Here is a 25,080-nt window from a genome sequence, read left to right as displayed (position 1 = left end):
TCCCTCTCATTTTGCTCTTCCGCCCTCTTCCGGCCGCATCTGAGGGATTTATGCTGTTAGTGTTAACCGTGGACACCCGTTAAGAGAATAGAGATAATGAGTTTAACGAGGAGGTGTCCGCATGAGTGGAACACACGGAGAAGCTACAATGAAGAATACAAAAGACAGGCCGTAAAGTACATCCAGGAGCAGACGAAAACGGTGGCGGAATTGGCCCTGGAGCTGGATGTCCCCGCCAAAACGTTGCATAAATGGCTAGGTCAGTACCGGCAGTTTGAGAATGAGCCCATCATTACTCCAGACAAATACAGAGAGCTGGAACGTCAACTGAAGGAGCGGGAGCAAGAACTCGCAGACCTGACAGAGGAGATGGCCATCCTAAAAAAAGCCGTGCACATCTTCAGCAATCCAAAGAACTGAGATTTCGGTTTATTGAAGATCATCGCTCCGAGTTCCGCGTGGAGAAGATGTGCAGTGTCTTTCAGGTGTCCCGGAGCGGGTATTACAAATGGAGAACAGCGAAGCCCAGCCCTCAAGCCACTCGTAAAGCCTTGTTGCTAAAGCGGATTGCCTATCATTTTCACGACTCTAAGGGTCGCTATGGCAGCCCCAAAATCAAGGTTCTCCTAGTGCGTGAAGGGCACCAGGTCAGTGAACGCACGGTAGGCAAGTACATGAAAGAACTGGGGCTGCGCTCTTGTGTCGCAAAGAGATTTCGCGTATGCACCACCGACTCCAACCATCCGCTACCCATTGCCCCCAACTTGTTAAACCAGCAATTTCACACGGAAAAGCCGAACCAGACGTGGGTAGCGGATATCACCTACATTCCCTGCCGGGAAGGACGAATGTACTTGGCGAGCGTGTTGGACCTGTGTACCCGGGAGATTGTCGGCTGGCGGCTTAGCGACCGGATGACCACTGACCTCGTACAGGGCGCTCTGGACGCTGCCTACCAGGCCAAACGCCCCGGAAAGGGCTTGATTCACCATTCGGATCGAGGCTCCCAGTACGCCTCTGCAGACTACCGGGAACGCCTAAAGACGTACCAGATGACCGCAAGCATGAGCCGCAAAGGAAACTGTTATGATAACGCCTGTATCGAATCTTTTCACAGCCTCTTAAAAAAGAGTTGGTGTACTGGAATCGATTTAAAACGAAGCAACAGGCGTATGATGCCATTTTCCAGTACATTGAATTTTTCTACAACCGTAAACGAATCCATGGGGCACTGGGGTACGTTTCTCCGGTTCAGTTTGCAGCCACATTTAAGCGAAAAACGTTGTAGGTTTTGTCTACTTTCTTGACAGGAGTCCATTATCCCTTTCATTCTCGCTCATCCGCCCACTTCCGGCCGCATCTGAGGGATTTATCCCTCTCATTTCGCTCATCCGCCCGCTTCCGGCCGCATCCTGAGGGATTTATCCCTCTCATTTCGCTCATCCGCCCACTTCCGGCCACATCTGAGGGATTTATCCCTTTCATTCTCGCTCATCCGCCCACATCCGGCCACATCTGAGGGATTTATCCCTTTCATCCGCACAATCCGGCATGCCTCCGCCAGCCTCCCGAACCACTTCCCTTTGGATTTCAGCCGCTTATTATATGCTAAAAACCCCCCTTTGATTACCTGAAAAAAACTCCAGATACAAGGGAGGTTTTACTCTACTTCGTTCTACTGTGCAACAAATTGCCGCTTATCGAGGTCCAGCTCATAACTCTGTGGTCCTGGTCCCGGTTCGCCCCCGGCACCCTGTGGCAAGTATACCACTAACTGTTCATTCTGGCCCTCCGGGAACGGAGGCAGCTCGGAGTAGACCAGTGTATCGTGTACGATTTCTCCCTGCTTGAAGGATAACGGAAACACTTCTCCGCTCCCCTTCTCCCTAGCAAAGGCGTAAGCAACCAGTCCATGTCCTGATTTATATTGGGAGCAAGCAGATAGACTTCTGCCCTCGCAAAGGAGACCACACCAAACTCCAGCACGCGGTCTGTCGGCTGTACGAACAAGAAGGCCGGCAGCTTAAGCAATACCTGATCCTGCTTCCCCTCCCGGTATACGATGGAGTAATCTGCCTGATACGTCGGTTCCCCCTCCAGACCATCGTTACTGGAGGACAACAGATGTCCCCGCTCCTCCGGACCGCTTGCGATCATCAGCAGCTCGCCTTGTCCGGCTGAGGTTCTCGCCCGAACCGTCCCTTTGGCATTCACGGAATCGATAATGACCGATCCGGCCAGCCCCTCCGGCGGGAACTGGCTGGTGAGGCCAGACGTAGTTGCCGGGGTCACTGCGGATGCAGTTTCTGAGGCGGCTGCCGATGCAGCTGGTACAGATGATACAGTCTGTGCAGGAGCAATAGGAGTTGCAGACGGCGATGCAGAAGCAGACGCTGAGCCAGATGAAGCTGGTTCTGCCGCCGGAGTACCGGTGACGGATGTATTTTGGCTGCTGCATCCAAGCAGCAGACTAAGCGACAAGACCGCGCCCGCTGCCAGTGTTGTAGCTGTAGACCGGATTGGACTCATTCCCCTCTAATCTTTTTTGGTGTACAACCCATTATATAAGATTAGCCCGGTCCATAAATTTAGAGATTGTCTTTTTTTCTTTAAAAAATAGTCACCCGGATCAGCCTGGCAGATCCCCCGGTGCCGGAACGGCGGCAGCCTGCCTGCGCTGTTTGGCAGATTTGCGGAAGTAGAGCAGCTCGTAGATGGCCGGAACGACCAGCAGGGTCAGCAGAGTTGCTGCTGTCAGGCCGCCAATGACTACAATCGCCAGACTCTGCGAGACGATGCTTCCCTGCTCGGATTGCCCAAATAACAAGGGAAGCATGGCGCAGACGGTGGCAATCGCCGTCATCAGGATCGGACGCATCCGTGTACCCGCAGCTTCCAGAATGGCCTCGCGGATGGTCATCTGCTCCTCATTATGCTTGATCCGGTCAATTAGTACGATAGCATTGGTAACCACTATTCCGATGAGCATCAAGGCACCGAACAAAGCGGTGAAGTCAGGAGTGATCCCCGAGATCAGCAGCGCAATAATAGCTCCGATGGCGGCAAGCGGCAGGGAGAACATAATCGCCAGGGGCGCACGCAGCGTCTTGAAGGTCAGAACCATAATCAGGTAGACCAGTCCGATGGAGATCAGCGCCGTCATCCCCAGGTCGCCGAAGTCTCCGGCCTGCTGCGCTGAAGCACCGCCCGCGAATAGCGTGACCCCTTCTGGCAAGGTAATGCCTTCCGTCTGCTTGCCAATCTCCGCGCCAATGGCCGAGACCCGCTTCGGGTCTACCTCTGCTGTAATGCGGGCATAGGGCTTGCCGTCTTTATGATATAGCATAGCCGGCTGGTCGCTCACCGTAAGCTCAGCCACCTGTGACAGCGGCTGCGGACCGGATACCGTCATGATTGTCAGCTGCTGCAGTTCCTTCTGCGATGCAGGCTGCACTATGGGTTCAAGCACCACCGCAGCCGGAGAGCCGTCCAGCTCGATCTGGCCTAGCGGCACCGGATTCAGCATAGCCGCAAGCTGCATGGAGATCTCCTGAGCATTCGCCAATGCCGGATCTACCTTGAAAGCAAAGACCGGACGCGTGTCCTCCATATTGCTGGCGACCTTTTCCACCCCTTTAATCCCTTGTACTTTGGCGGCGACTTCCTTGGCTACGGTATGAATGACCTCCGGATCATCGCCTACGATATCAATATACTCACTGGTCGAGCTTGCGCCCATCATACTGGCCGCTCCTGTGGTCAATGTAGCTCCGGCATAAGAGGATTGCAGACCGCGGATATGATCCATGAAGGCCTGTGCATCACTGCCTTCCTTCATCATAATCGTATAATCCACCTGCGTCAGGGAGACCACACTCCCCCACTGCGCGGAATCCGCACTATTGCCGGACTGCATAATAACGGTCTGCGCCTGCGGCTGCTTCATCAGCTCAGCTTCCAGCAGCTTGCCGTTCTCCAGCACCTCCGTTACAGGAACATTATTCGGATAGGCCAGCCGGACGGTTACAGTGCTGGCATCTGTAGCATCCAGCGCACCCTTCGGCATGGCGATATAGGCGCCAATGGAACCCGCCAAGAGCAGGAGTCCCAGCGATAACGTTAGCCATTTCCGCTGCAGATTCCATTCCAGGAAGCGGCTGAATCTACGGGAAGGCTCATGCTTCTTCAGCGCCGAACCCTTGAGCAGCCGGGAGCTCAGGACCGGTACAATGGTCAAAGCAACTACCAGCGAAGTCAGCAGCGAGTAGGTCACCGTCAAGGCAAACGGCAACAGGAAAGCCTGAAGGCCCCCGCGCAGCAGCCCCATCGGCAGGAAGACCGCTACCGTCGCGATGGTGGAGGTGGTAATGGCCCGGGCTACCTCCCCGGTAGCGCTGATGACCATGGAGCGGGACAATCGCTCCTGCTGCATCCGCCGGTAGATATTCTCAATCACTACGATGCTGTCATCGACCAGCCGTCCAACCGCAACGGCAACGCCGCCAAGAGTCACGATGTTGAGGGTGATCCCTGACATTTTCAGCAGATACAAGGTAACGGCCAGCGATAACGGAATGGACACCGCTGTGATCAGCGTAGCCCGGAGATTGCGCAGGAAGACCAGAATAACAATAGTAGCGAATAGAGCACCCAGCAGCACCTCCCGCAGCATACTGTTCACCGAGGTCACCACCATATCCGAGCTGCTGAAGATCATCGATACATCGGCATTCGGGATACTGGCTGTAAGCTCCTTGGCAGTAGTACGGACCAAGCCGCCTACATCCACCGCATTGGCACTGGCCTCTTTGGTGACTACGAGGAACAACACATCCTTGCCGTTCGAGCGGCTGACACTTTCCTGATCAAGCTTGGGCGCTACAGCCGCAATATCACCCAGCGTGACTCCTGCTGCCACCGGCAGCTTGGCAAGCGAATCCACACTCTCGATGGCGGAGACCACATTCACATTTCCGCTCTGTCCGCCAATGGTCAGCTCCCCTACAGATGCCGATACGCTGCGGCCCTGAAGCAGTCCCATCACCTGCGCGGTATTCACGCCCTTGGCGGCCATCGCTGCCGGATCAAGCTTTACTTGCACCTGCGGCGAGGTTTTGCCGTATAGGGCTACGCTGGCTACACCCTTGATCTGCTGCATAGCAGGAAGAATCCGCTTCTCGGCAATCTCCAGATTCTCCTTCGTCATTCCTTCATCGAATGCAACCGTGACCTGCGACACAGGAATCATCGAGGTGTTCAGCTGAATGATGAACGGGTCCATCACCCCTTGCGGGAACTTCAGAGCGCGGACCGCCTTCTCCACCTCCTGCGCAGCTTCCTTCATATCCGACTTGCCGTCAAAATAAAGATCCACCTTGGCATAGCCGTCCGCCGATGTGGACATCTGTTCCGTCTTGCCTTTGATGAGTGCGGTTGCGGCCTCTATCGGCTTCGTCACCTGTGTCTCCATGGAATGCGCATCCTGCCCGGGTCCCAGCACGGCAACCGTCACCTGCGGGTTATCCGCCTCCGGCATGAATTCCATGGGCAGCGAGGTATAGCTCATCATTCCAACGACCAGCGCCATCACCACCAGCAGTCCGAGCGCCCCCTTATTGCCAAACGACCATTTCGTCAACCAAGTCATTATTGTGTACCCCTTCCATTCCATTAATAGTTCGAATGCGGGTAGTCTGTTCACGTATGTATACACGGCCGATTCTTGTTTCAGTGTAAGGGCTGAAGGCCAATGCCAAAACCGTCTCCCGGAGGGTTTCGCGGTCAGTCTTAAGGCGGGCGGCTTCTCCTCCATCAGACATATAGGCACAAAATAATGATGATTCAGGTACTTTGCAGGGAACCCAAAACATATTAAAAGGCCCCCAACAGAGGAGGCCGTTAATGGATCATTTATATAACATTAAGCGGGCTACAAGCATTCCGCACCGGACGGTTTACCGGAACATTCCCTTGAGCAGCGGCGGCGTGACCAGTGTAGTCAGAATCACAGCGATAATGACACTGGTAAAATATTCAGGAAGCAGCAGCCCGCTCGCCAGACCCGTAGAAGCGATAATCAGAGCGACTTCGCCTCTGGAAATCATGCCTGCGCCGATAATGAGCGAGGACCGCGTATTGAACCCGGTCAGCCGCGCGCCGATTCCGCCGCCCAGCCATTTGGCCAATATAGCGAATATGGATAACACCACCACAAATAGGATGTGGCTGCCCAGCCCCTCAAAGCTGACATTCAGCCCGATGCTCACAAAAAAGACCGGCACAAACAGCGTATAAGCAATCGGCTCTACTTTGGACTCTACCACCTGCTTGAAGGGTGTCTGGGCAATAGCAATTCCTGCGGCAAAGGCGCCGATGATTCCGGCCATTCCCATTTTCTCGGCAAAATACGCATAAGCAAAGAGAATCACCAGCGCAGCAGTCATGACCGCCTCGGTTACCCGCAAGGGGGCGAGCCAGCGCATCAGGCGTGGAACAGCAAGCCAGCCGGCAATGACAGCTACGGCGAAGAACAGCAGTTTTTGGCCGATCAGAAGACTTATCGGGATATTTCCCCCCGTACCGAAAAAGCTCATCAGCACCGCCAGCAGAATCACAACGAGAATATCATCAATCACCGCGGCCCCCAGAATGGTCGAGCCTTCCGGCGAATTCAGCCGGTCCATCTCCTTCAGCACCTGAACAGAGATACTGACCGAGGTCGCGCTCAGAATCACCCCCAGGAACAGCGCATTGTGATCCGCGAAGCCGAACCACTCCCCGATAGCGAAGCCGCCGGCAAAGGGCAGCAGTATCCCGCCCACAGCTACCGCAAAAGCCGCCTTCCAGTTCTCACGCAGCTGCCTCAGGTCTGTCTCCAGTCCCGCCATGAACATCAGCAGCAGCACGCCAATCTCCGACATGTAATGTATGAATCCGCCCGGCTGCACCCAGCCGAGCACGGCGGGTCCGAGAAGGATGCCGACCAGCAGCTTCCCCAGCACCGCAGGCTGCCCGAGCCGCACAGACAAGTCCCCGGCCAGCTTGGTGAATAATAGAATCAGCAGTAAATACAGTATGAATTCCACTTGCGCTTTTCACTCCTTTTCCTAAAAAACCCGTAAAACGACAAAGAGAAGCCTTGGTGACAGGCTCCTCCTAATAACACTGAATTATTCAGTTCGCTTAAATGATTCTCTCCAGTATATCTCCAATCAACATTGCTGTAAACCGGATTACTTCAGATAAAAGACCTCGCGCAGCGGCACCATCGGAACCGCATCGTTGAAATCAAAGGAGCCCTCGACCATCTTCGAGGTGATCGCATTCCAGCGGTTGCAGGCCTCACTCCCGGCGATGTAGGCGAACGCAGCTTCCGTATCATTACATTCAAAGCAATAGAAGAACTGGTTGCCGTTCTGAAAAATCGAATAATTGCGGATGCCCGCCTTGCTGTGCTCCTCCAGAATCTCCGGCCACGGCTCCAGATGCATTTGTACGTATTCCTCTAAGTATTCCTCTTTCACCTTCCAGGTCCAAGCCAGCTTATTGCTGCCCATCCACGTATCCTCCTGTCATATATTCCTTTGATTCGATCATATCACATAATTATACAATTTGAATATGTCCGTTTTAGACATGAAGGGCAGCAAGGGTACGCTTTGGTCTCAGGTGCTGATTCCCGCTTCATTCGGACGGAGAATGGCAGAGCCAATCGCCAGCAGAACGGCAGCCATCAGGCCTAGAATCGCAAACGGCAGCCACAGTTCATTCCAGCCGCCGCCGGTTGCGGCAATGTCCACCGCCTGAATCGCCCATTTCTGCGGTGTAAAGTTGGCTAGTTTTTGCATATATTCCGGCATGATGGAGACGGGCCAGAAGCAGCCGCCCAGCATACAGGTCGGAGTGAGAATCAGCGAATTCAGCATCCCCGCATTACGCGGATTGCGGATCAGGCCTGCAACGGTGCTGGCGATGCCCATAGATACCAGCATGAAGGCCGCCAGCACCAGGAAGTAGAGAAAGAGCGGCATCTCGTAATCGTAGCGGAGCACCCATTTTCCCAGCACCAGCACAACTAGAATCTGAATCATTCCTACAAGGAAGCTGCCCAGGAAGTTGCCAAGCGCAATTTCATACGAACGGACCGGCGCGCTGAACATGCGCATCATGGTACGCCCTCTGCGGTCATCCGTGATCTGGGAGACGGAGCTGGTCACCAGTGCCATCAGGAACATAAGCGTCATCCCTGTAACCACGCCCAGCGTCTGCCGCGGATAGAGATCATAATCGGTGCGGGTGCCGCCCACATTGTGCTGCTCCGACTGCTTCAGTACAGCAGCGAGCTGCGCCTGCATATCACCTGTTCCTCCGCTTGCGGCAGCAACGGTATGCGCTGCTTCGGCAATCTGAGCGGCATTGGCGGTGATCTTCAGCTTCATCATGATGGAGCTTTCACTTGCCCGCAGCTCATAGATGCTGATCTGCGGCGGCTCCCCCGCCAGTAAGGCCGCAGTGTACCCGGCAGGAATGAACACCCCCACCGTTCCCTCCTGCTTAATTGTTGCTTCCTTCAAAGCGGCCTCATCGCTGCGCGGCTCGAACTTATATTCTCCGGCCTGCTCCAGCTCCGTAATCAAATGTCTGCCGGCTGCCCCCGTATCCGAGTTGACGTATAGAACGGTTGCCGGTCCCTCCGCCATCCCTCCAGTAAGGGAGATAATTGCTGCCACTACCACGCCGGGAAGCAGAATGAATACCATAAGCCCTCTGAAGGTGCCTATGCTACGTCTGATCATATTCCAGGCAATAATTAATATTTTATCCACGGTAACCCACCTTCCGGTATGAGACAATCACTGCCGCGAATAATGCCGCGCTAATGAAGCACATCACCCACAGATTCGGCAAAAGCTGGTCCAGACCGGAATGCAGCATCATCCGGATGACCGCCTGCTGCACCCAATGGTTAAGCGTAAATGCACCTGCGCTGTTCACCCAGGAATCGGGAAGCGGCGCCATTCCTCCGCTGACGAAGGTCATCACTATAGTCAGGACACTAATGATATTCGTAGCAGTCGCCGAGGTCCGGCTGAAGAAGCAGATCAGTACGCCCAGCGTCATTGAGGCGGCAATCATCAGCAGACAGAACAGCAGCAGCAGTCCCGGGCGGTTGCCCCAGTAGACGCCGAACAGCCAGTCAGACAGCAGAATAATCGTAAGGCACTGCAGGATGCTGACCAGGCCTACGCCGAGCATTTTGCCAATGAACAGATGGCTGCCTTTTACCGGCATGGAATGGATTCTGAACAGCGTATGGTTCTCTTTATCGTTAAAAAGTGAGGCTGTCACAGTAAGTCCGCTGTACATCAGGAACATCAGCAGCATGGACGCCGCATAGAACTGAGCCGCCGAATAGGTCTTCCCGCCATTGTTCAGATCTCCCAGCACCACCCCCGGCTTCCCGGCAGGCGCCGAAGTCGCTGTAAGAGCCTTCGGTCCAAGCGTAACGGCTGCCGCCTGCTTATAATTCAGCTCCATCAGCAGATTGTCGAAGGCGGTTCCGGCTACCCGGTTATCTGCATGGCTCCTGCCCAGAATGAACTCCAGGCTCACCTTCTTACCGCTCTGCACCTCTTCATCAAAACCCGAAGGAACAATAACACCATAGGCATATTTGCTCGTGCGCAGCCCGCTCTCTGCGGCTTCACGGCTCTCTGTCTTGACAGGAATAATCAGCCCCTTCACCTCAGGCGTCTCCAGAAAAGCTGTAAGGATTGCAGATGCCTCTGCCCCTCCGCCTCCATTATTCACAATAGCTACACGCACAGGCTTGATCTCATCTGCCCCCTGTACCCCGACCACCCCGGAGAGCGAAGCGCCCAAGAGGAAGATCAGCACCAGCGGCAGCAGGAACATATTAAGCAGCAATGTGCGTGAACGGAGCTGTCTGCGCAGCTCAAATTTCATAATAATCCAGATATTCACGTTTCTTCCCCTCTCTAGTCCCGCAAGGTCCGGCCGGTCAGACTAAGGAACAAGGTCTCCAGATCCGGCTCTTCAATATTCAGGGAGGCAATGACCCCTTCGTGCTTGGAGAAAATAAACAGAATATCCTGGAGCGCACTTTGCGAGGAGGGAAGATACAGCTCGATCGCATCCTGTACCGCTTCTACCCGGTTGATCCGGGGATGCTGCCCCAGCTCGTTCACTAAGGCAGGGGTGATGCCCGCTGCCTTCACAACGATTTTCTCCTCGTGGGCCACCCGTTCGCGCAGCTCGTTCTCCGTACCGCAGGCAATGATATGCCCCTGGTCCATAATGGCTACCCGGTCACAGATCGCAGCTACCTCCTCCATATAATGACTGGTGTAGATCACCGACGACCCCATCTTATTCAAGGCCTTCACGGATTCCAGAATGTGATTGCGTGACTGCGGATCAATGCCGACTGTAGGTTCATCCATAATAATCAGGCGCGGCCGGTGCATGATGGCACAGGCGATATTCAGCCGTCTTTTCATCCCTCCCGAGAAGGTGGACGGCTTATCCTTGGCACGGTCGCTAAGTCCGGTGAACTCCAGCGCTTCCCGGGTCCGCTCCTTCAGCAGTTGTCCGCGCAGCCCATAGAGTCTGCCGAAAAAGCTTACATTATCGCTGGCCGACATATTCTCGTATAAAGCCAGTTCCTGTGGCACTAGGCCAATCCGCTTCTTCACCTCAAGCGGCCGCTCCCTTACGGACAGCCCGTCGATCCGGATCTCGCCGCTGTCGGCCTGGAGCAGTCCGCAGATCATGCTGATGGTCGTGCTCTTCCCGGCACCGTTCGGGCCCAGCAGGCCGAAGATTTCGCCCTCCTGGATATTGAAATTCACGTGATCCACAATCAGCTTACCGTCATATCTCTTCACAACATCGCTCAGTACCGCAAGTGCCATTGCCGATGCCCCCTATTCCTTCATTCTCGTATTCTTATTGTACAGTAGGGCAGGCACAGCCGAAGGTACTAAAGGTCATGATCCGGAGGTGACCAAAGTCATCTCCTGAAGAGCAGGGCTCTTATGCTAAGATGGATGTACCTGTGAAGAATGTTGACCGATAAGGAATATTGTATCTAAAAGGATGAGCTTACTTGACCAGAGAACTGATGCTGCTGCGCTACAGCCTGCTTATCATCCCGGCGATCCTCTCGATGCAAGTCTATGAATTCGCCGATTATGACTGGTTCACTCTGCATTTCATGCTGTTGATGCTGCTGGTCACACTAGGTACAAGGCCATCTGGATCTCTCGCCGCACTGACCGGAGGCATAGAGCTGGTCCTCACTGCCTGGCTTTGTTATGAATACGGGCCGCTGATGGTTTTTCCGGCCTTGTCTGCGGTGATCTCCTATACCCGGCGGCAGCCCAAGAATACAGCCCTTACCTTCTTCTGTATTCATCTGGCCCTGCTGAATGCCGCCCTGCTTCATGCGGCTCCGGCAGTGCTTGTGTTCACGAACCTTACCTTCCTGCTGTGTGCCGGCTTGAACCTGCTGCTGCTCCGGACAGGGCGCGGGCGTGCCGATACCTTATTCCTCTATGACGAGCTGCGCAAGAAGCATTTCGAGCTGGAAGAGGCCCGCGCAAGGCTGCTTCAGTTCACCTCGCACATAGAGGTGGCCGCGCAGGCCGAGGAACGGGTACGGATTGCCCGCCAGCTGCATGATGACATCGGTCACCGGCTGATCCGGGTCAAGATGATGACTGAAGCGGCCATTCACACAATTCCTGCCGCACCCGAGACGGGACTTCAGATGATGAACCAGATCCGGGATCAGCTCTCGGGCAGTATGGATGATATGCGTGCGGCGCTGAAGCGGATTAACCCGACTCCGCAGTCAGAAGGTGCCTATGCGCTGGACCGGCTGCTGGAGGAAGTGGGCCGCGATACCGGCATTGCCACCTCCTATACGGTGCAAGGGATTCCTTATCCGCTCTATCCGAGCCTTCAGGTTGTGCTGTACACCAATGCCCGGGAGGCCATCACCAATGCGCTGCGGCACGGTCAGGCCAGCTCCGTATGGGTGGAGGTCACCTATACGGAGCATGAGGTACGGATGGAGACCGGCAATAACGGGAAGCTGCCGGTAGCTGACCCGCTGAGCCGTCTGCCGGGCAGCAGCGGGATGGGCATGAAGGGCATGAGCGAGCGCTGCTCCATGGTGGGCGGGACGCTGGAGCTGCGGCTGGAGCCGCAGTTCACGGTTGTTACCCGGCTGCCGGTGTACCGGCAGCCGGAGGGAGTGTAGACTGGCAGGATACGGGACTGCGGGGATGCAGGGAAAGGTGGGTGACACTTCTGGAGGGATATGACGAGTCGATGGGGCGAGCGCTACCGCTTCTGCTCCAAACTGGAGGGGATATGACGAGTCGATGGGGTGAGCGCTACCGCTCCTGCTCCAAACTGGAGGGGATATGACGAGTCGATGGGGCGAGCGCTACCGCTCCTGCTCCAAACTGGAGGGGATATGACGAGTCGATGGGGTGAGCGCTACCGCTCCTACTCCAAACTGGAGGGGATATGACGAGTCGATGGGGTGAGCGCTACCGCTCCTACTCCAAACTGGAGGGGATATACTACCTTCTGCTCCAAACAAGTGGAAAAATGTATGTTAATTCCACATTTTTCGATGATTTTGGGAAATTAGTTGGAAAAACAGCATCTACTGTTGCTGGTTGTGATGCTGACGGACGAATTGGGAGTAATTAAGTGTCATTTTTCCAACTGTTGTCCCCAGAGAGGGCATTTGCTAATCAGGAAGTGCTCAAAATCCAACTATTTTCCCATGCTAGAACATCGGCAGACTAATCTGCTGTCCTACTATTCGCTCGAACTGTGGCATCGGCAGAATGGTCAGTTCTTCAACAATCCTTGTTTCGCAGTATCGCCAAACTGATCAGTTGTCTAACTATTTCTCCACGCCACAACACCAGCAGACTGATCCGCTCTCCAACTGTAACGTATGCTGCTGCTTCCCGTTATATCGCATCCTCCAACTTCCTATATTAGTTTTATAAGAGAGGAGCCAGATGGGAAGTTTGCGCACACTCATCGAGTTCGCCGGGGATGGATAGCGGGAGTATACTCACAGACAAGAGGTGCCGAACCATGATTAGAGTATTGATTGTTGACGACGATTCTTTTATCCGCGAGAGCTTGAAGGTATTGATCGGAATGGATGCCGGCATTGAAGTGGCGGGAACCGCAGGGGAGGGCCGGGAGGCTCTCTCCTTGCTGGGGGAGCTGCCCGGCGGAGCGGATGTTGTACTTATGGATATCCGTATGCCGGGATGTGACGGAGTGGAAGGTACAAGGCTGATCAAAGAAGCTTATCCGGCCGTAGCTGTTCTAATGCTGACGACCTTCGATGATGACGAGTATATTATTGAGGCTCTTCGCGCCGGGGCCAGCGGATATCTGCTCAAGAACATCCCGCCGGACCGGATCATTCAAGGCATCAAGACCGTACATGAGGGCAATATGCTCATTCATCCCGAGATCGCCCGCAAGCTGGCGGGCTTCCTCCAGCCATCCGCGCGTCAGGAAGCCTCCGAGGCGGCTCAGCCGCTTGCTGCCTACGGCCTGACCAGGTCCGAGCAGGCAGTCGTCACCTCCATTGCAGAGGGACTCACCAACAAAGAAATCGCCGCCAAGCTGTTCCTGAGCGAAGGCACCGTCAAAAACTATATTACCGACATCCTCAGTAAGCTCGGCGTACGTGACCGGACACAGATTGCGATTCTGTATCTGAAAACAGAGCGGGGGAACCCTTGAGCCACAGATTGGCCACCTCTCGCCAATCCTGAGAGTTTCCTCTCACAGATTGATTGCATGAATCGCATTGTTGTACATTTTGCAGGATTCTTCTAAAGTGTTACGGGCTACGGGCTACGGGCTACGGGCTACGGGCTACGGGCTACGGGCTACGGGCTACGGGCTACGGGCTACGGGCTACGGGCTACGGGCTACGGGCTACGGGCTACGGGCTACGGGCTACGGGCTACGATACATTGTTGCATTATTTGCAGGAATTCCGGAGCTTAGTGCGATCCACACCGTCCGAGTGTGATCGGTTTTTCGATTACATTTGGTCCACGCACCCAAGCAGCGCCGAATGTGATCGGTTTTTCGATTACATTTAGTCCACGTGCCCAAGCAGCGCCGAATGTGGTCGGTTTATCGATTACACTTGGCCCACGTGCCCAATCAACGCTGAATGTGATCGGTTTTTCGATTACATTCGCCCCGCACACCACCACCCGGCGCATTGTATTCAGTTTCCCGCATACATTCCAGGTACCTCACACCACTCCCTTAACAACTATTAATATAAAGAGGCCCGTTCCCCCTGAACTTAGTTCAGGGAGAACGGGTCTCTTTAACCTTCCGCGCCAGCAACCGCTGGGGGAGCCAATTACGTTGGTAATCTACCGTCAGACGCCGTCAGACACCAGCAGATTCCTGCTTGGCCTCTGCCGGCGAGGTCTGCTTAGCCTCTGCTGGCGGCGTCTTCTTCGTCCGGCCCAGCCGGTCACCCTGCACTCCACGCTGCCGTATGCCTGACCGCATCCCGATGATGCTGAAGATGCTGGAAGGCTTGGTCTCTGCGGTGATGCCCCCGTCCGGGTCCGGCACCAGAATGATGCCTAGCTGATGATGGTCCCCGGCATAGATCGCGCGCTGCAGATACTTGCTCTCGCCTTCGCGATTCTGCACCTCCAGCTTGCAGAACGCGGGGTTCATGCGCAGCGCCTCATGCAGCTGCGCCGCGCTGGTCAACAGGACCCCGTTGACCTTCAGCAGGATCTCGCCGGGCAGGATGCCCAGCTCCTGCGCGGGGCTGCCCTGCAGCACGGCCAGCACCTTGCGGCCGGCTGGGGGATGCACGAAGACGGGGCTAAGGCTGCGCTCCTCCAGAGCGCTGTACCAGCTTAACCCTTCGTGCAGCAGAATAGCCGCGAGCGCCGCGACAACCGTCAGCGGGCTCCATAGGTCCGCAAGCAGGCTAAGGCCGAGCAGGACGGCGCTGTAGACCAGCAGCCGTCCGAACGTCCGGGCCGCCTTGCGTCCGGGCAGCATGCCCTGGGTCATCTCGCTGAAGCCGATGATGACCGGCAGCGAGACCAGGCCGAGGCCCCCGCCCAGCAGCGGATGCCACGGCAGGTCACCGATTCCGCTGCCTGCCGGAATCAGCACGAACAGCGGCAGCGGCCAGAAGGCCTGCAGCTGATAGCCGCCCACCACCTTGCCGCGCTTGCCGGCAAGGAACAGCGGCGTCGCCAGCCGGGGCCCCTGCCAGCGCGCCAGCAGCGCCTCGGCCACGTGAAGCAGCGCGGCGAGCGCTAGCAGCGCGGGAATATCCATCTCCCGCACAGCACCAGCAACCGTTCCGGCGACTCCGCTCTGTAGCGTCTCCGGGAAGAACGACAGTACAAACTGCACAATGCCAAGCACGCCTATGGCATACGCAAAGCATAAATAACGCACCCGAAACAGCATTAAGATAAGGCTGACCACCCAGATACAGGCTACAGCCGTATAGGTCACTGAGACTCCCAGTGCAACCGCGGCAAGGGAGACCACCAGCCCCATAAGTCCGCCGGTCCACACGGTCCGCCAGGTTTCCGGGCCCCAGCTATGCAGCTTCACATGAATAAGCTTCCGTTCCAAGACCACCTGCCTGCGGTAATACAGGGCAATAAATAGAATAGCGATATAGTAATAGGGCTGCATCAGCAGATGAAGAACTGCCGTGCCCCAGCTGGTTAGCAGCTCCGGGAGTACATTCAACGTTTCGCACACTCCTTTTCATAGCCTAGAGCATAGATGATTCTTTGATTCAAGCGGAAACGGCATTGCCATCCTTTTTAAAGGACGGTACCGTTTTAGCGAGAAAGATAAGGATGATTATAGCGCGAAGCCTATAAGTCTTATCTTTGAACAAAATCATCCTAACGACGAGCACATTGTATACTGTTTTTCACATACATTCGGACCATATGCCTGCTTGCGAACACATTGTATGCTGTTTTCACATACATTCGAGCCATATGCCTGCTTACGAGCACATTGTATGCTGTTTTTCGTTACTACTTAGGTCTCCATGAAAAAACATCCACACTATTCCACTTTCGGAAAGGAGTTTTACTCTCCCCTGTCGAAAGAAAAAGACAAAACCCGGGAGGTGAATGAGGTATGGATGTTAGCCCACAGCAAGTCCTTCAGATCAGTAAAGGGGATCCTGAAATTGCAGGCTTCATCCAGATGCTCCTCGACCAAAATCGGGCCTTGACCGAACAGAATCAGCGCCTTCAACAAATCGTTGACACCCAGGCGAAAGAGATTCAATCGCTGAAAAAACGCGTGCATGAGTTGGAACGGCAACTCCAGCAGAAGAGTCATAACAGCAGCAAACCTCCATCTAGTGACGGGCTTCGCAAGCCTCCCAATCTGCGAACCCCTGGTGGTCCCAAAGGCGCACCGAAAGGCCATCCTGGGACGACGCTCCACGTTATCGACAATCCCGACGAAGTCGTGGTCTGCGAATTAACCACCTGTCCGGACTGTTTGGGCTCGCTCGCAGGTGCTCCTTGTGTGGGGGAAGAACGGCGTCAAGAATTCGACCTTCCTGTGTCTCGCATCTGGACCACCGAGTTTCGTGCCGAGCAACGCTACTGCGCTTGTTGCCAAAAAGTCCAGCGTGCAGCCTTCCCGTCCCACATCACTGCTCCGGCCCAATATGGCCCCCGGATGGCGGCGTGGACGGTCTATTTGCATGCCTTTCACTTTCTTCCGCTTCAGCGGATGGCTCAGCTCTTCGAGGACTGGACCACGTATCGGCCCAGCGAAGGTACCTTGCTTTCCTTTTTAGAGACCGCCCATGACCGTTTCGCTCCCATCGAAGAGCATATCCGTACCCAGTTACATCAGAAAGTCAAAGTCCATGCGGATGAAACCGGGTGCCGGGTTGACGGACGGACCCAGTGGATGCACGTCATGTCTGACGAAACGTATACCTTGCTCCAGCTGCACGCCAAACGGGGAGCTCCCGCGATGAAAGACATCGGTTTTTTACCTACTTATACGGGAACCGTCGTCCATGACTGCATGAAAGGATATTTTAATGAGAGGCATAGCTATTCCCATGCCTTGTGTAATGCCCATTTGCTCCGGGAATGCATAGGGATTGCCGAGCACGACGGACATCAGTGGGCGAAGCAGATGAAGGATCTGCTGACGGAGGGCTGGGCCCAGGCGCTGCGTTCCCGTCAAGCAGGGATTCCTTTGGCGACAGAGGTCATTCAATCGTTTCGTGAACGATATGACGCGATTCTCCAAACGGGCGAAGGGGAATGGTCGAAAGACTGGGTACGGGCGAAAACGTGTAAAAAAGGTCGTGCCATTAAGAGCAGGGCCGGCAACTTGGGAGAACGCTTTGAGGTTCACAAAGAGGCGATTCTCAAGTTTCTTTGGTGTCCCGAGATTCCCTTTGATAACAACCAAGCCGAACGTGATCTCCGAATGGTCAAGGTCAAGCAAAAAGTCTCCGGTTCTTTTCGTACCGAAGCCGCGGCGCAATGGTTTGCCCGCTTACGGAGCGTCGTCTCCACCTACATTAAACAACAACTCCCTGTCCTTTCCTCGCTATCTCTTGCTTTTTTCGGTAACCCTGTTTTGAAGTGACCTAAGTAGTAACTGTTTTTCACATACATTCGGACTATATGCCTGCTTGCGAACACAATGTATACTGTTTTTCACATACATTCGGACCATATGCCTGCTTGCGAACACATTGTATGCTGTTTTCACATACATTCGGGCCATATGCCTGCTTGCGAACACAATGTATGCTGTTTTTCACATACATTCGGGCAATATGATGCTGTACCAGGCAATTTGATTCGATTTTGAGCATACCTTTAGCCTTCAGTCACATTCAGCACCGAGCATATTGATTCTTTTCCTGTAAAGAAAAAAAGAAGGCTGAAATCAGCCTTCTTACTTTTTCGACGCCGCAGCCTTGATTTCCTTCTGAATTTCTTCGATCCCCTTATTCCGCTGATTATCATTCACCGGATCCTGGATCACCTTGATCAGGGCCAGCTCCAGCGCTTCCGCGGTCTTGGCGTCAATCGCGCCTGTCGACTTCAGCTTGGCTGCGCTCTGGAATTTCTTGACCGCTTCTTTGGTCCCGGCATCGAAGTAGCCGTCCTTGCGGCCCGGCTTGTAGCCTAATCCATCCAGCATCGTCTGTGCACTTTTGACATCTGCATTGTTCATATTATATTGCAGCGTAACGCTCTTGTTAATCGGCGCCACCGAGAAGTAGTCCGGCTGGGCTACGGCGATATCCGGCTTAATGCCCTTGCCGTGAATCCAGGTGCCGTCCGGCGTCAGCCACTTGGCAATTGTAATCTTCAGCAGGCTTCCGTCACCGAGCTGCTCCTCGAAGCTGGTCTGCACGGTTCCTTTGCCGAACGAATTCTCACCGATCAGCTTGGCTCCGGCCGATTGCTGCAGGGCTCCGGCCATGATCTCCGAAGCGCTCGCGCTGCCTTTGTTCATCAGCACGACTACCGGGTACTTCTTGCTTGATCCCTTCGAGGTGCTGACCTCGCGCCGCTTGTTCTTATCCTCCACCTGTACGATGGCCTTGCCGGAAGGAACGAACTGCTCGACCATCTCAATGACCACCGGAAGCACACCGCCCGGGTCATTGCGGACATCAATAACGAGTCCCTTCATGCCCTGCTTCTCCAGCTTCGTCAGCTCTTCCTTGAACCGCTCCGAGGTGTTCTGCGAGAACTGCGTAACCTCGATCACACCGACATGCTCCTTCTCCATCGTCGCATAGACCGTCTCCAGTCTGACGTCATCACGGGTGATGACGAATTGCAGCGGCTCCGCTGTTCCGGTCCGCTGGACCTTCAGGGTCGCCTTGCTGCCCTTGGGACCGCGGATTTTGGCTACAGCCGCATTCAGCTCCAGCCCTTCCAGCGATTCACCGTTCACGGAGAGGATTACATCCTTGGCCTGAATGCCGGCCTTCTCTGCCGGTGAGCCCTTGATCGGGGAGACTACAACGACCTTGCCGTTGTCGGAGGAGACTTCAGCGCCAATCCCCGAGAAGGAGCCTTCAATGCTCTCCTCGAACCGCTGTGCCGTCTCCTTGCCCATGTAGTTCGAATACGGGTCGCCCAGTGCTTCCATCATTCCGTTGACCGCACCGTCAATCAGCTTCTCCCGGTCGACCTTCTCATAATAATTGCTCTCGATCAGGCTAAGAGCGGTACCCAGCTTCTTCGATTCCTTCTCCTGTAGTCCGGCAGTCTGCAGGACCGTTGCCAGCCCTTCACCTGCGGCTTGTCCGAATACCTGTACATAACCGGTCACGCCCAGGGTCAGCAGACTGCCGCACAGCAGTGCCGCGACGATCATAAAGGCCGCAGTGCTTTTCTTTAACATGATGTTCCCACCGTCCCTTCTTGTCCATCTTAACACCAGCATGGGCCCGTTCCATGAGAAACGGCATCTCTTCCAGTATATGCCGCAGCACGAAAATATATTTATTTTATAAATTGAACTGATGATTTTTATGTTTTAGGATTGGACGGGACTCCATTTTCTCAGTTCAATCTAAATAGTTCAGCCAAACTTAAAATCTTTCCATCACTCCGCCTACAGATAAGGCATAGGATTCACCGGTTTCCCGTTGATCCGCACTTCAAAATGCAGATGCGGGCCGGTAGAACGTCCCGTTGAACCGGATTCCGCAATCGTCTGACCGCGCTCCACCCGGTCTCCCTCGCTCACTCTAATGCCGCCTTCGCGGATGTGACCGTACAGCGTCCACACCCCGCCGCCATGGTCGATAATGACACAATAACCATAACCGCTATACCAGCGTGCTACCACAACTGTTCCGGAATCCGCTGCATGGATACTCGTACCCTGCGGTACGGCAAAGTCTATACCGGTATGCAGCTTGCCGACTTCATGCGTCACCGGATGGGTCCGGTAGCCAAAAGGAGAAGAGATCCGCGCGTAGCCCACCGGCCGCAGGTAAGGACCATCGCCGCCGGAATATTCTTCAACGCTCGCAACGGAGGAACTGCCGCCACCGGAAGACTTGGACGCTTTCGCGGCCAAGGCAGCTTCAGCTGCCTTGGCTGCGGCTATTGCCGCCCGGCGCTGCGCCTCAGCCTTCGCTGCAGCCGCTCTGCGCGCCGCTTCCTCCGCCTTTAGCTTGTCCTTCTGCGCTTCTAGAGAAGAGCGGGTGCTAGCCAGCTCTACCAGCTTAGCATCCTGTTCAGCAGAGATGACCTCCGAATTCTGAATCTCCTCATCATAATAAGCAATGAGCTCCTGCTTCTCCGCTTCCTTCTCCTTCAGCATACTGCGCTGGGCTTCCAGATCGGTATACAGCTGCTTCGCCGTGGCATATTGCCCTTCCAGCTCCTGCTTCTTGGTAATCACGGTCTGCTTGTCCAGCTTATGCTGCACCAGCAGGTCCTGATCCTGATCCACGATCATCTTCAGGGAATCGGCCCGGTCCAGGAAATCGGAGAAGCTGGTCGAGGACAGCAGCACATCCAGATAGGAGACTGCGCCATCCGTGTACATGAGACGGACACGGGATTCCAGCAGCTTTTCACGGGAGGCCACGCGCGCCTCCGCCTCATCCAGCTCCGTTGCCGTCACGGTAAGCGACTTCTCCGTGCTGGCAATTTTGCCGGATATCGTGGTCATCTCACCCTTCACCTGGGCAATCTGCCCCAGCACATAGTCCAGATTCAGCGTGGTCTTATTCTTATAGTGCTTCGCCTCTTGATTACGGGAGTCCGCCTTCTCCTGCGCCGCCTTGGCCGCCTGGACCTCCTGCTGCAGCTGCTTCAGCTGCTTATCGATTTCGGCAACACTTGTTTTCTTCGCATATCCGTCAGAGGGTCCGAACATTGTGACAGCCAGCAATATTACGGCCATTCCGGCAGCAATCTTTTTCAACTTGCACTCTCCGTCCTTTGTTCAAATATAAGAATGATACAGGCTATACCTTCAAGAACTTGCGGATCGACACCGTGCTGCCCCATACTCCAATCAGTACACCGAGGCCCACCAGCAGACCGCACAGCAGCAACCAGATATTTTCAAACGGAATCAGTTGAAGCCCCAGCATCGGATCTCCCTTCACGGAAGATACCAGACTGCTGTAACCGGCGTAGAGCACACCCGAGGTTACCACTGAACCAATCAATCCGATCAGAGCGCCTTCGATAAAGAAGGGCCAGCGGATGAAATAATTCGTCGCGCCTACAAGCTTCATAATGCCGATTTCCTTGCGGCGGGCCAGAATCGTTACCCGGATAGTATTCGAGATCAGGAACATCGACATCAGCGCCAGTCCCGCTACAAAAATAAACCCGATATTCCGCACCGCCTTGGTTACCTTGAATAAAGTCTCTACAGAGCCTTTACCGTAGTTCACCTTGTAGATCGGCTGCTCTTCATGTGTCTTGTTCAGTGCTTCTATCTTCTCCGCTACAAACGGAACCGTGGTCGGCTCAATGACTTCAACGAGCAGCTTGTCCGGCAGCGGATTATTGTCTTCATCGAAGCCTTCAAGGAGCTCGGCGGCATCCGGCCCCATATCTTCACGGAATTCCTTCAAACCCTGTTCTTTGGAGACGAACTCCACCTTGCTGACTTCCGGCATATTGCCGATTTCGTTTTCCAGCTTCTCCCGCATCTTCTGGTCCGTATTCAGCGTCAGATGCACATTGATCTGCACCTGGCTGTCTGCTTTGTCCGCAATTTGATTGACGTTGAGCACCAGCAGGATGAACACTCCGAGTACGAAGAGAGAGACAACGATGGAAGTGATGGACGCCACCGACATCCAGCCGTTGCGGAATACGTTTTTGAAGCCTTCCCGCAAATGCCGCAAGAAGGTTTTAAAACTCATAACCGTATTCCCCTCTCAATTGGTCTCTGACGATCGTTCCATTCTCAATGGCAAGCACCCGTTTGCGCATTTTGTTCACAATATCCCGGTTGTGGGTCGCCATAACGATCGTGGTGCCGCGAAAATTAATCTCATCCAGCAGCTGCATAATGCCCCACGAGGTCTCCGGGTCCAGATTGCCGGTGGGCTCGTCCGCAATAATAACTGAAGGGTTGTTCACGATGGCCCTGGCAATCGCGATGCGCTGCTGCTCTCCCCCTGAGAGCTGTGAGGGCTCACGCCCCGCCTTGCTGCGCAGTCCCACCAGATCGAGCACTTCATTCACACGCTTCTTGATAATCTTCTTCGGCGCCTCAATCACATCCATCGCAAAAGCCACATTCTCATAAGCCGTCATCTTCGGCAGCAGCCGGAAATCCTGAAAGACCACGCCGATGTTACGGCGCACATAAGGGATCTTACGGGGCTTCAGCTTGCCGATATTGAACCCGCCTACAGAGATCTGTCCTTTGGTTGGCGTTTCTTCTCTATAAATTAATTTCATGAACGTTGATTTCCCTGCGCCGGACGGTCCAACTACATAGACGAACTCATTCCGGTCGATTTTGACCGATATTCCTTGCAATGCATGGGTCCCGTTGGGATAGGTCTTCCATACATCCTGCATTTCAATCATTGTCTCACTTCCCGATTCTGACATCTTCCGCCGGTCCACTGGGCCGGGGGCTTCCATAAACTGCATGATTATCGCAGGCGTATCTATTGTAACAAATCCATAACCCCTTGAGTACCCGAAAGTTTTACCGAATCCTTACATATACATAAAAACATCAGGTTTCGCCCCATAGAAGGAGAGATTACTTATGAAAAAAATACACGCCGCTCTCATCGCGGGTTTTGGTCTGATGCTGGCCGGTTCACTGGCTGCCGGAGGGCTTCATCTGTACGGCAGTCAGCCCACCCTGCCCGCAAACACCGCTATCGCAGGCTGGGAGGTAGGCGGCATGAACATCGCCGACGTAGCGGCCGGAATGGATGCAAGACTTCAGGCGCTGGAAGCTACTCCGCTCATGCTGAAGGCAAAAAACAACGCCGGTCTCCAGCTTACCCTTAAGCAGGCAGGTGTGACCTATGAAGCCGGGGATTTCCTCCAGGCGCTGAAGACACTGACGGACGGCACGCTGATGGAGCGGGTACAAGCCCGGCGCAGCTGGCCCGGCAGCTGGAATATGGAGATTCAGCTGCAGACTTCGCAGCTTAAGAGTCTCTTGAATCCCGAGTGGGAAAAAGAAGCCTTCGGCGTTCCCGTCGATGCGGTCCGGCAGATCACCGGAGATGACCGGGTCGTATATACGCCGGGCACCTCCTCCTACGAGGTGGACTGGCAGGCCCTGGAGCTTGCGATGCAGGCGGCGGTGCCTACCCGGCTGGCCGCTGACGGCAAGCTTCAAGATCAGCAGATTCAGCTGGAGGTTCCCCTTGCCGTCAAGCAGCCGAAGATCACGCTGCAGGCGCTTAAGGATCAGGGCATCGAACGCAAAATTGTCCAGTTCAGCACCTCCCTCGGGGCCAGCGGCCCCGGGCGCAGCTTCAATGTAGAGGCCGCCGCCAAAGCCGTGAACGGCACGGTGCTGCCGCCGAATGCGGTTTTTGATTACGGAAAAGCAATCCAGAAGGCCCAGACCGAATACGGCTTCCGCGAAGCCCCGGTCATCGTGAATGGCAAGCTCCAGCCCGGCACGGGCGGGGGGATCTGCCAGGTCTCCAGCACCCTGTATAATGCCGCGCTGCGCTCGGGGCTTGAGATCGTAGAACGGCGCAACCACTCGCTTCCGGTCAGCTATCTGCCCAAGGGGCAGGACGCCACTTTTGCCGAAGGATATATTAATTTCCGCTTCCGCAACAATACCGGCAAATATCTGATCATCAAATCCGAAGTCCAGGGGCGCACGCTGACCATCAAGCTGTTCGGCACGTTCCCGAAGAACGTCACCTATTCGATTGAATCCAGAACCGTAGAAGTGCTGCCTCCCACCGATAAATATGTGAGCGATGCCTCGCTCCCCAAGGGCGGAACCCGGGTCGTGCTTGCCGGTAAAACCGGCTATGTAGTTGAAACTTACATTACCCGCCATGTGGATGGAAAAGCGGTAGAAAGAAATCTGCTCTCCCGCGATACCTATTACGCCCAGAAACGTGTCATCGCCATCAACCGCGGCGGGATGAGCAAATCCGATCAGCCCGAATCCCCGCGCAGACAGCTTGTCGAGGATGGAGTGAAGGTGCGGTAACGTCTATGCCCCCTGAAAGGTACGGCAAACAGAAACGGCTGTGCTCACCTTGTGACAAGGTCGGCACAGCCGTTATTTCAGGAAGCGCTGGACGGAACCTGAAGCCGCTTCTTAGAACAGAGTAGCCGGCGACATATCAATTCTCCAGTAGCCGTTCACCTTCTTCAGCTTCACCGTTACTACCTCGGGAGATCCAGTCGGTCCTTCCGCAGGTACAGTCAGCTCGAACACCGCGGTCTGTGCAGTCTTGGAGACCATCCGGGCAGTGGCTTTAGTGAAGTCCAGCGAGTTACCCAGATCGGCATTGACCTGCGCCATTCTGCCCTCATGCTCCAGGAACTGTGTCTGTGTGTAGTAGGCCGCCGCATTATGCGTGAATCCCTTCTTGATATAGCTCATCAGCTGCTGCTTCGTGCCCAGATCACTGGACAGATAGCGGTACTCCAGTGTTTTATAAGTGAACAGCTGCGGATTGAATGTATTGCCTCCCCGGCTGGCATACGTATATAGCTTCTTGGCATGAACCACCAGCGGAACAACGCTCCATTCCGTGAGATTGTTAATGGTAGCCGGCCCTTCCTTGCCCAGTGCAGACGCCGCAACCGTTCTAACGCCCTCAATGCTTGCCACCGGTGAAGCCGCAAGCGCTCCGCCCCCCGCAGAGACAAGACCCAGTGATAATGCCAGTGAACCGATCATCCATTTTTTGTTCATCATGAACGCCTCCTCATATTCCTGTGTGGTAGTCCGAAGCATGCCCCAGACTAAGCTGCTGCGATAAGTACTCTA

The 25,080-nt window shown here is 54.8% G+C and carries 20 protein-coding genes and 1 pseudogene; 8 read left to right on the top strand and 13 right to left on the bottom strand.

All coding sequences use genetic code 11. The features are described from left to right. The first annotated feature begins 96 nt into the window (after positions 1–96). The 3 genes and pseudogenes from MKX63_RS07445 to MKX63_RS32540 all read left to right on the top strand — a co-directional run bounded on the left by MKX63_RS07445 (position 97) and on the right by MKX63_RS32540 (position 1,288). Positions 97–420, top strand: a complete 324-nt coding sequence (locus MKX63_RS07445; protein ID WP_341016286.1) for a transposase — start codon at positions 97–99, stop codon at positions 418–420. Then, positions 306–1,082 (top strand): annotated as a pseudogene (locus MKX63_RS32545) (IS3 family transposase); the annotation flags it as partial. The gene MKX63_RS07445 and the pseudogene MKX63_RS32545, both read left to right, overlap by 115 nt. Positions 1,083–1,135: 53 nt before the next feature. Next, the gene (locus MKX63_RS32540) at positions 1,136–1,288 is read left to right on the top strand and encodes an IS3 family transposase (protein ID WP_445323486.1); all 153 of its coding nucleotides are present in this window, start codon (positions 1,136–1,138) and stop codon (positions 1,286–1,288) included. A gap of 482 nt (positions 1,289–1,770) precedes the next feature. On the opposite strand, the gene MKX63_RS07440 is transcribed toward MKX63_RS32540, so the two are convergent. After that, positions 1,771–2,292, bottom strand: a complete 522-nt coding sequence (locus tag MKX63_RS07440; protein WP_341016285.1) for a hypothetical protein — start codon at positions 2,290–2,292, stop codon at positions 1,771–1,773. Between MKX63_RS07440 and MKX63_RS07435 the strand changes: the two genes are divergently transcribed. Next, on the top strand, positions 2,264–2,539 hold the full coding sequence (locus MKX63_RS07435) for a hypothetical protein (RefSeq protein ID WP_341016284.1): 276 nt from the start codon (positions 2,264–2,266) through the stop codon (positions 2,537–2,539). The two genes, MKX63_RS07440 and MKX63_RS07435, sit on opposite strands and share 29 nt — an antisense overlap. A 90-nt stretch (positions 2,540–2,629) precedes the next feature. Here MKX63_RS07435 and MKX63_RS07430 read toward each other — a convergent pair whose 3' ends face one another. The 6 genes from MKX63_RS07430 to MKX63_RS07405 all read right to left on the bottom strand — a co-directional run bounded on the left by MKX63_RS07430 (position 2,630) and on the right by MKX63_RS07405 (position 10,934). Further along, a complete protein-coding gene (locus MKX63_RS07430; RefSeq protein ID WP_341016283.1) occupies positions 2,630–5,647 on the bottom strand; it encodes an efflux RND transporter permease subunit in 3,018 nt (1,005 codons plus the stop codon). A 307-nt stretch (positions 5,648–5,954) separates the two neighbouring features. Beyond that, the gene (locus MKX63_RS07425; protein WP_341016280.1) at positions 5,955–7,085 is read right to left on the bottom strand and encodes a cation:proton antiporter; all 1,131 of its coding nucleotides are present in this window, start codon (positions 7,083–7,085) and stop codon (positions 5,955–5,957) included. 147 nt (positions 7,086–7,232) lie between these two features. Then, positions 7,233–7,556, bottom strand: a complete 324-nt coding sequence (locus MKX63_RS07420; RefSeq protein WP_341016278.1) for an L-rhamnose mutarotase — start codon at positions 7,554–7,556, stop codon at positions 7,233–7,235. 108 nt (positions 7,557–7,664) lie between these two features. Continuing rightward, positions 7,665–8,825, bottom strand: a complete 1,161-nt coding sequence (locus MKX63_RS07415; RefSeq protein ID WP_341016277.1) for an ABC transporter permease — start codon at positions 8,823–8,825, stop codon at positions 7,665–7,667. After that, positions 8,818–9,984, bottom strand: a complete 1,167-nt coding sequence (locus MKX63_RS07410) for an ABC transporter permease (protein ID WP_341016275.1) — start codon at positions 9,982–9,984, stop codon at positions 8,818–8,820. Before MKX63_RS07410 ends, MKX63_RS07415 begins: the two co-directional genes overlap by 8 nt. 14 nt (positions 9,985–9,998) lie before the next feature. Then, positions 9,999–10,934: an ABC transporter ATP-binding protein gene (locus MKX63_RS07405; RefSeq protein ID WP_341016274.1), complete on the bottom strand. Its 936-nt coding sequence runs from the start codon at positions 10,932–10,934 to the stop codon at positions 9,999–10,001. Between the two features lie 194 nt (positions 10,935–11,128). Here MKX63_RS07405 and MKX63_RS07400 point away from each other — a divergent pair, with 194 nt between their 5' ends. Together MKX63_RS07400 and MKX63_RS07395 are read left to right on the top strand one after the other, a co-directional pair. After that, positions 11,129–12,286, top strand: a complete 1,158-nt coding sequence (locus MKX63_RS07400) for a sensor histidine kinase (RefSeq protein WP_341016272.1) — start codon at positions 11,129–11,131, stop codon at positions 12,284–12,286. Between the two features lie 860 nt (positions 12,287–13,146). Next, positions 13,147–13,812 (top strand): response regulator transcription factor, encoded by a 666-nt coding sequence (locus tag MKX63_RS07395; RefSeq protein WP_341016270.1) that lies wholly within the window; start codon positions 13,147–13,149, stop codon positions 13,810–13,812. Between the two features lie 669 nt (positions 13,813–14,481). On the opposite strand, the gene MKX63_RS07390 is transcribed toward MKX63_RS07395, so the two are convergent. Next, positions 14,482–15,828, bottom strand: coding sequence for a PDZ domain-containing protein (locus tag MKX63_RS07390; RefSeq protein ID WP_445323485.1), 1,347 nt, complete (start codon positions 15,826–15,828; stop codon positions 14,482–14,484). A 405-nt stretch (positions 15,829–16,233) separates the two neighbouring features. Between MKX63_RS07390 and tnpC the strand changes: the two genes are divergently transcribed. Next, positions 16,234–17,721 (top strand): IS66 family transposase, encoded by a 1,488-nt coding sequence (tnpC, locus tag MKX63_RS07385; RefSeq protein WP_341014754.1) that lies wholly within the window; start codon positions 16,234–16,236, stop codon positions 17,719–17,721. Positions 17,722–18,036: 315 nt separating this feature from the next. Here tnpC and MKX63_RS07380 read toward each other — a convergent pair whose 3' ends face one another. From MKX63_RS07380 to ftsE, 4 genes are all read right to left on the bottom strand, one after another. Further along, the gene (locus MKX63_RS07380; protein WP_341016268.1) at positions 18,037–19,503 is read right to left on the bottom strand and encodes a S41 family peptidase; all 1,467 of its coding nucleotides are present in this window, start codon (positions 19,501–19,503) and stop codon (positions 18,037–18,039) included. 213 nt (positions 19,504–19,716) lie between these two features. Then, positions 19,717–21,042 (bottom strand): murein hydrolase activator EnvC family protein, encoded by a 1,326-nt coding sequence (locus MKX63_RS07375; RefSeq protein ID WP_341016266.1) that lies wholly within the window; start codon positions 21,040–21,042, stop codon positions 19,717–19,719. A gap of 43 nt (positions 21,043–21,085) precedes the next feature. Beyond that, a complete protein-coding gene (gene ftsX / locus MKX63_RS07370) occupies positions 21,086–22,000 on the bottom strand; it encodes a permease-like cell division protein FtsX (RefSeq protein WP_341016265.1) in 915 nt (304 codons plus the stop codon). Next, entirely contained in the window at positions 21,990–22,676 is a 687-nt protein-coding gene (gene ftsE, locus MKX63_RS07365; RefSeq protein WP_341016263.1) for a cell division ATP-binding protein FtsE, read from the bottom strand. Before ftsE ends, ftsX begins: the two co-directional genes overlap by 11 nt. A 187-nt stretch (positions 22,677–22,863) precedes the next feature. Here ftsE and MKX63_RS07360 point away from each other — a divergent pair, with 187 nt between their 5' ends. Beyond that, positions 22,864–24,291, top strand: coding sequence for a VanW family protein (locus MKX63_RS07360; protein ID WP_341016262.1), 1,428 nt, complete (start codon positions 22,864–22,866; stop codon positions 24,289–24,291). Positions 24,292–24,402: 111 nt separating this feature from the next. Here MKX63_RS07360 and MKX63_RS07355 read toward each other — a convergent pair whose 3' ends face one another. After that, entirely contained in the window at positions 24,403–25,005 is a 603-nt protein-coding gene (locus MKX63_RS07355) for a DL-endopeptidase inhibitor IseA family protein (RefSeq protein WP_341016261.1), read from the bottom strand. Positions 25,006–25,080 lie beyond the last annotated feature (75 nt).

The sequence above is a fragment of the Paenibacillus sp. FSL R7-0179 genome (assembly GCF_038002265.1).
Classification (GTDB): domain Bacteria; phylum Bacillota; class Bacilli; order Paenibacillales; family Paenibacillaceae; genus Paenibacillus_AQ.
Note: the sequence above shows the minus strand (reverse complement) of the source record. Positions and strands in the feature narration are given on the sequence as shown.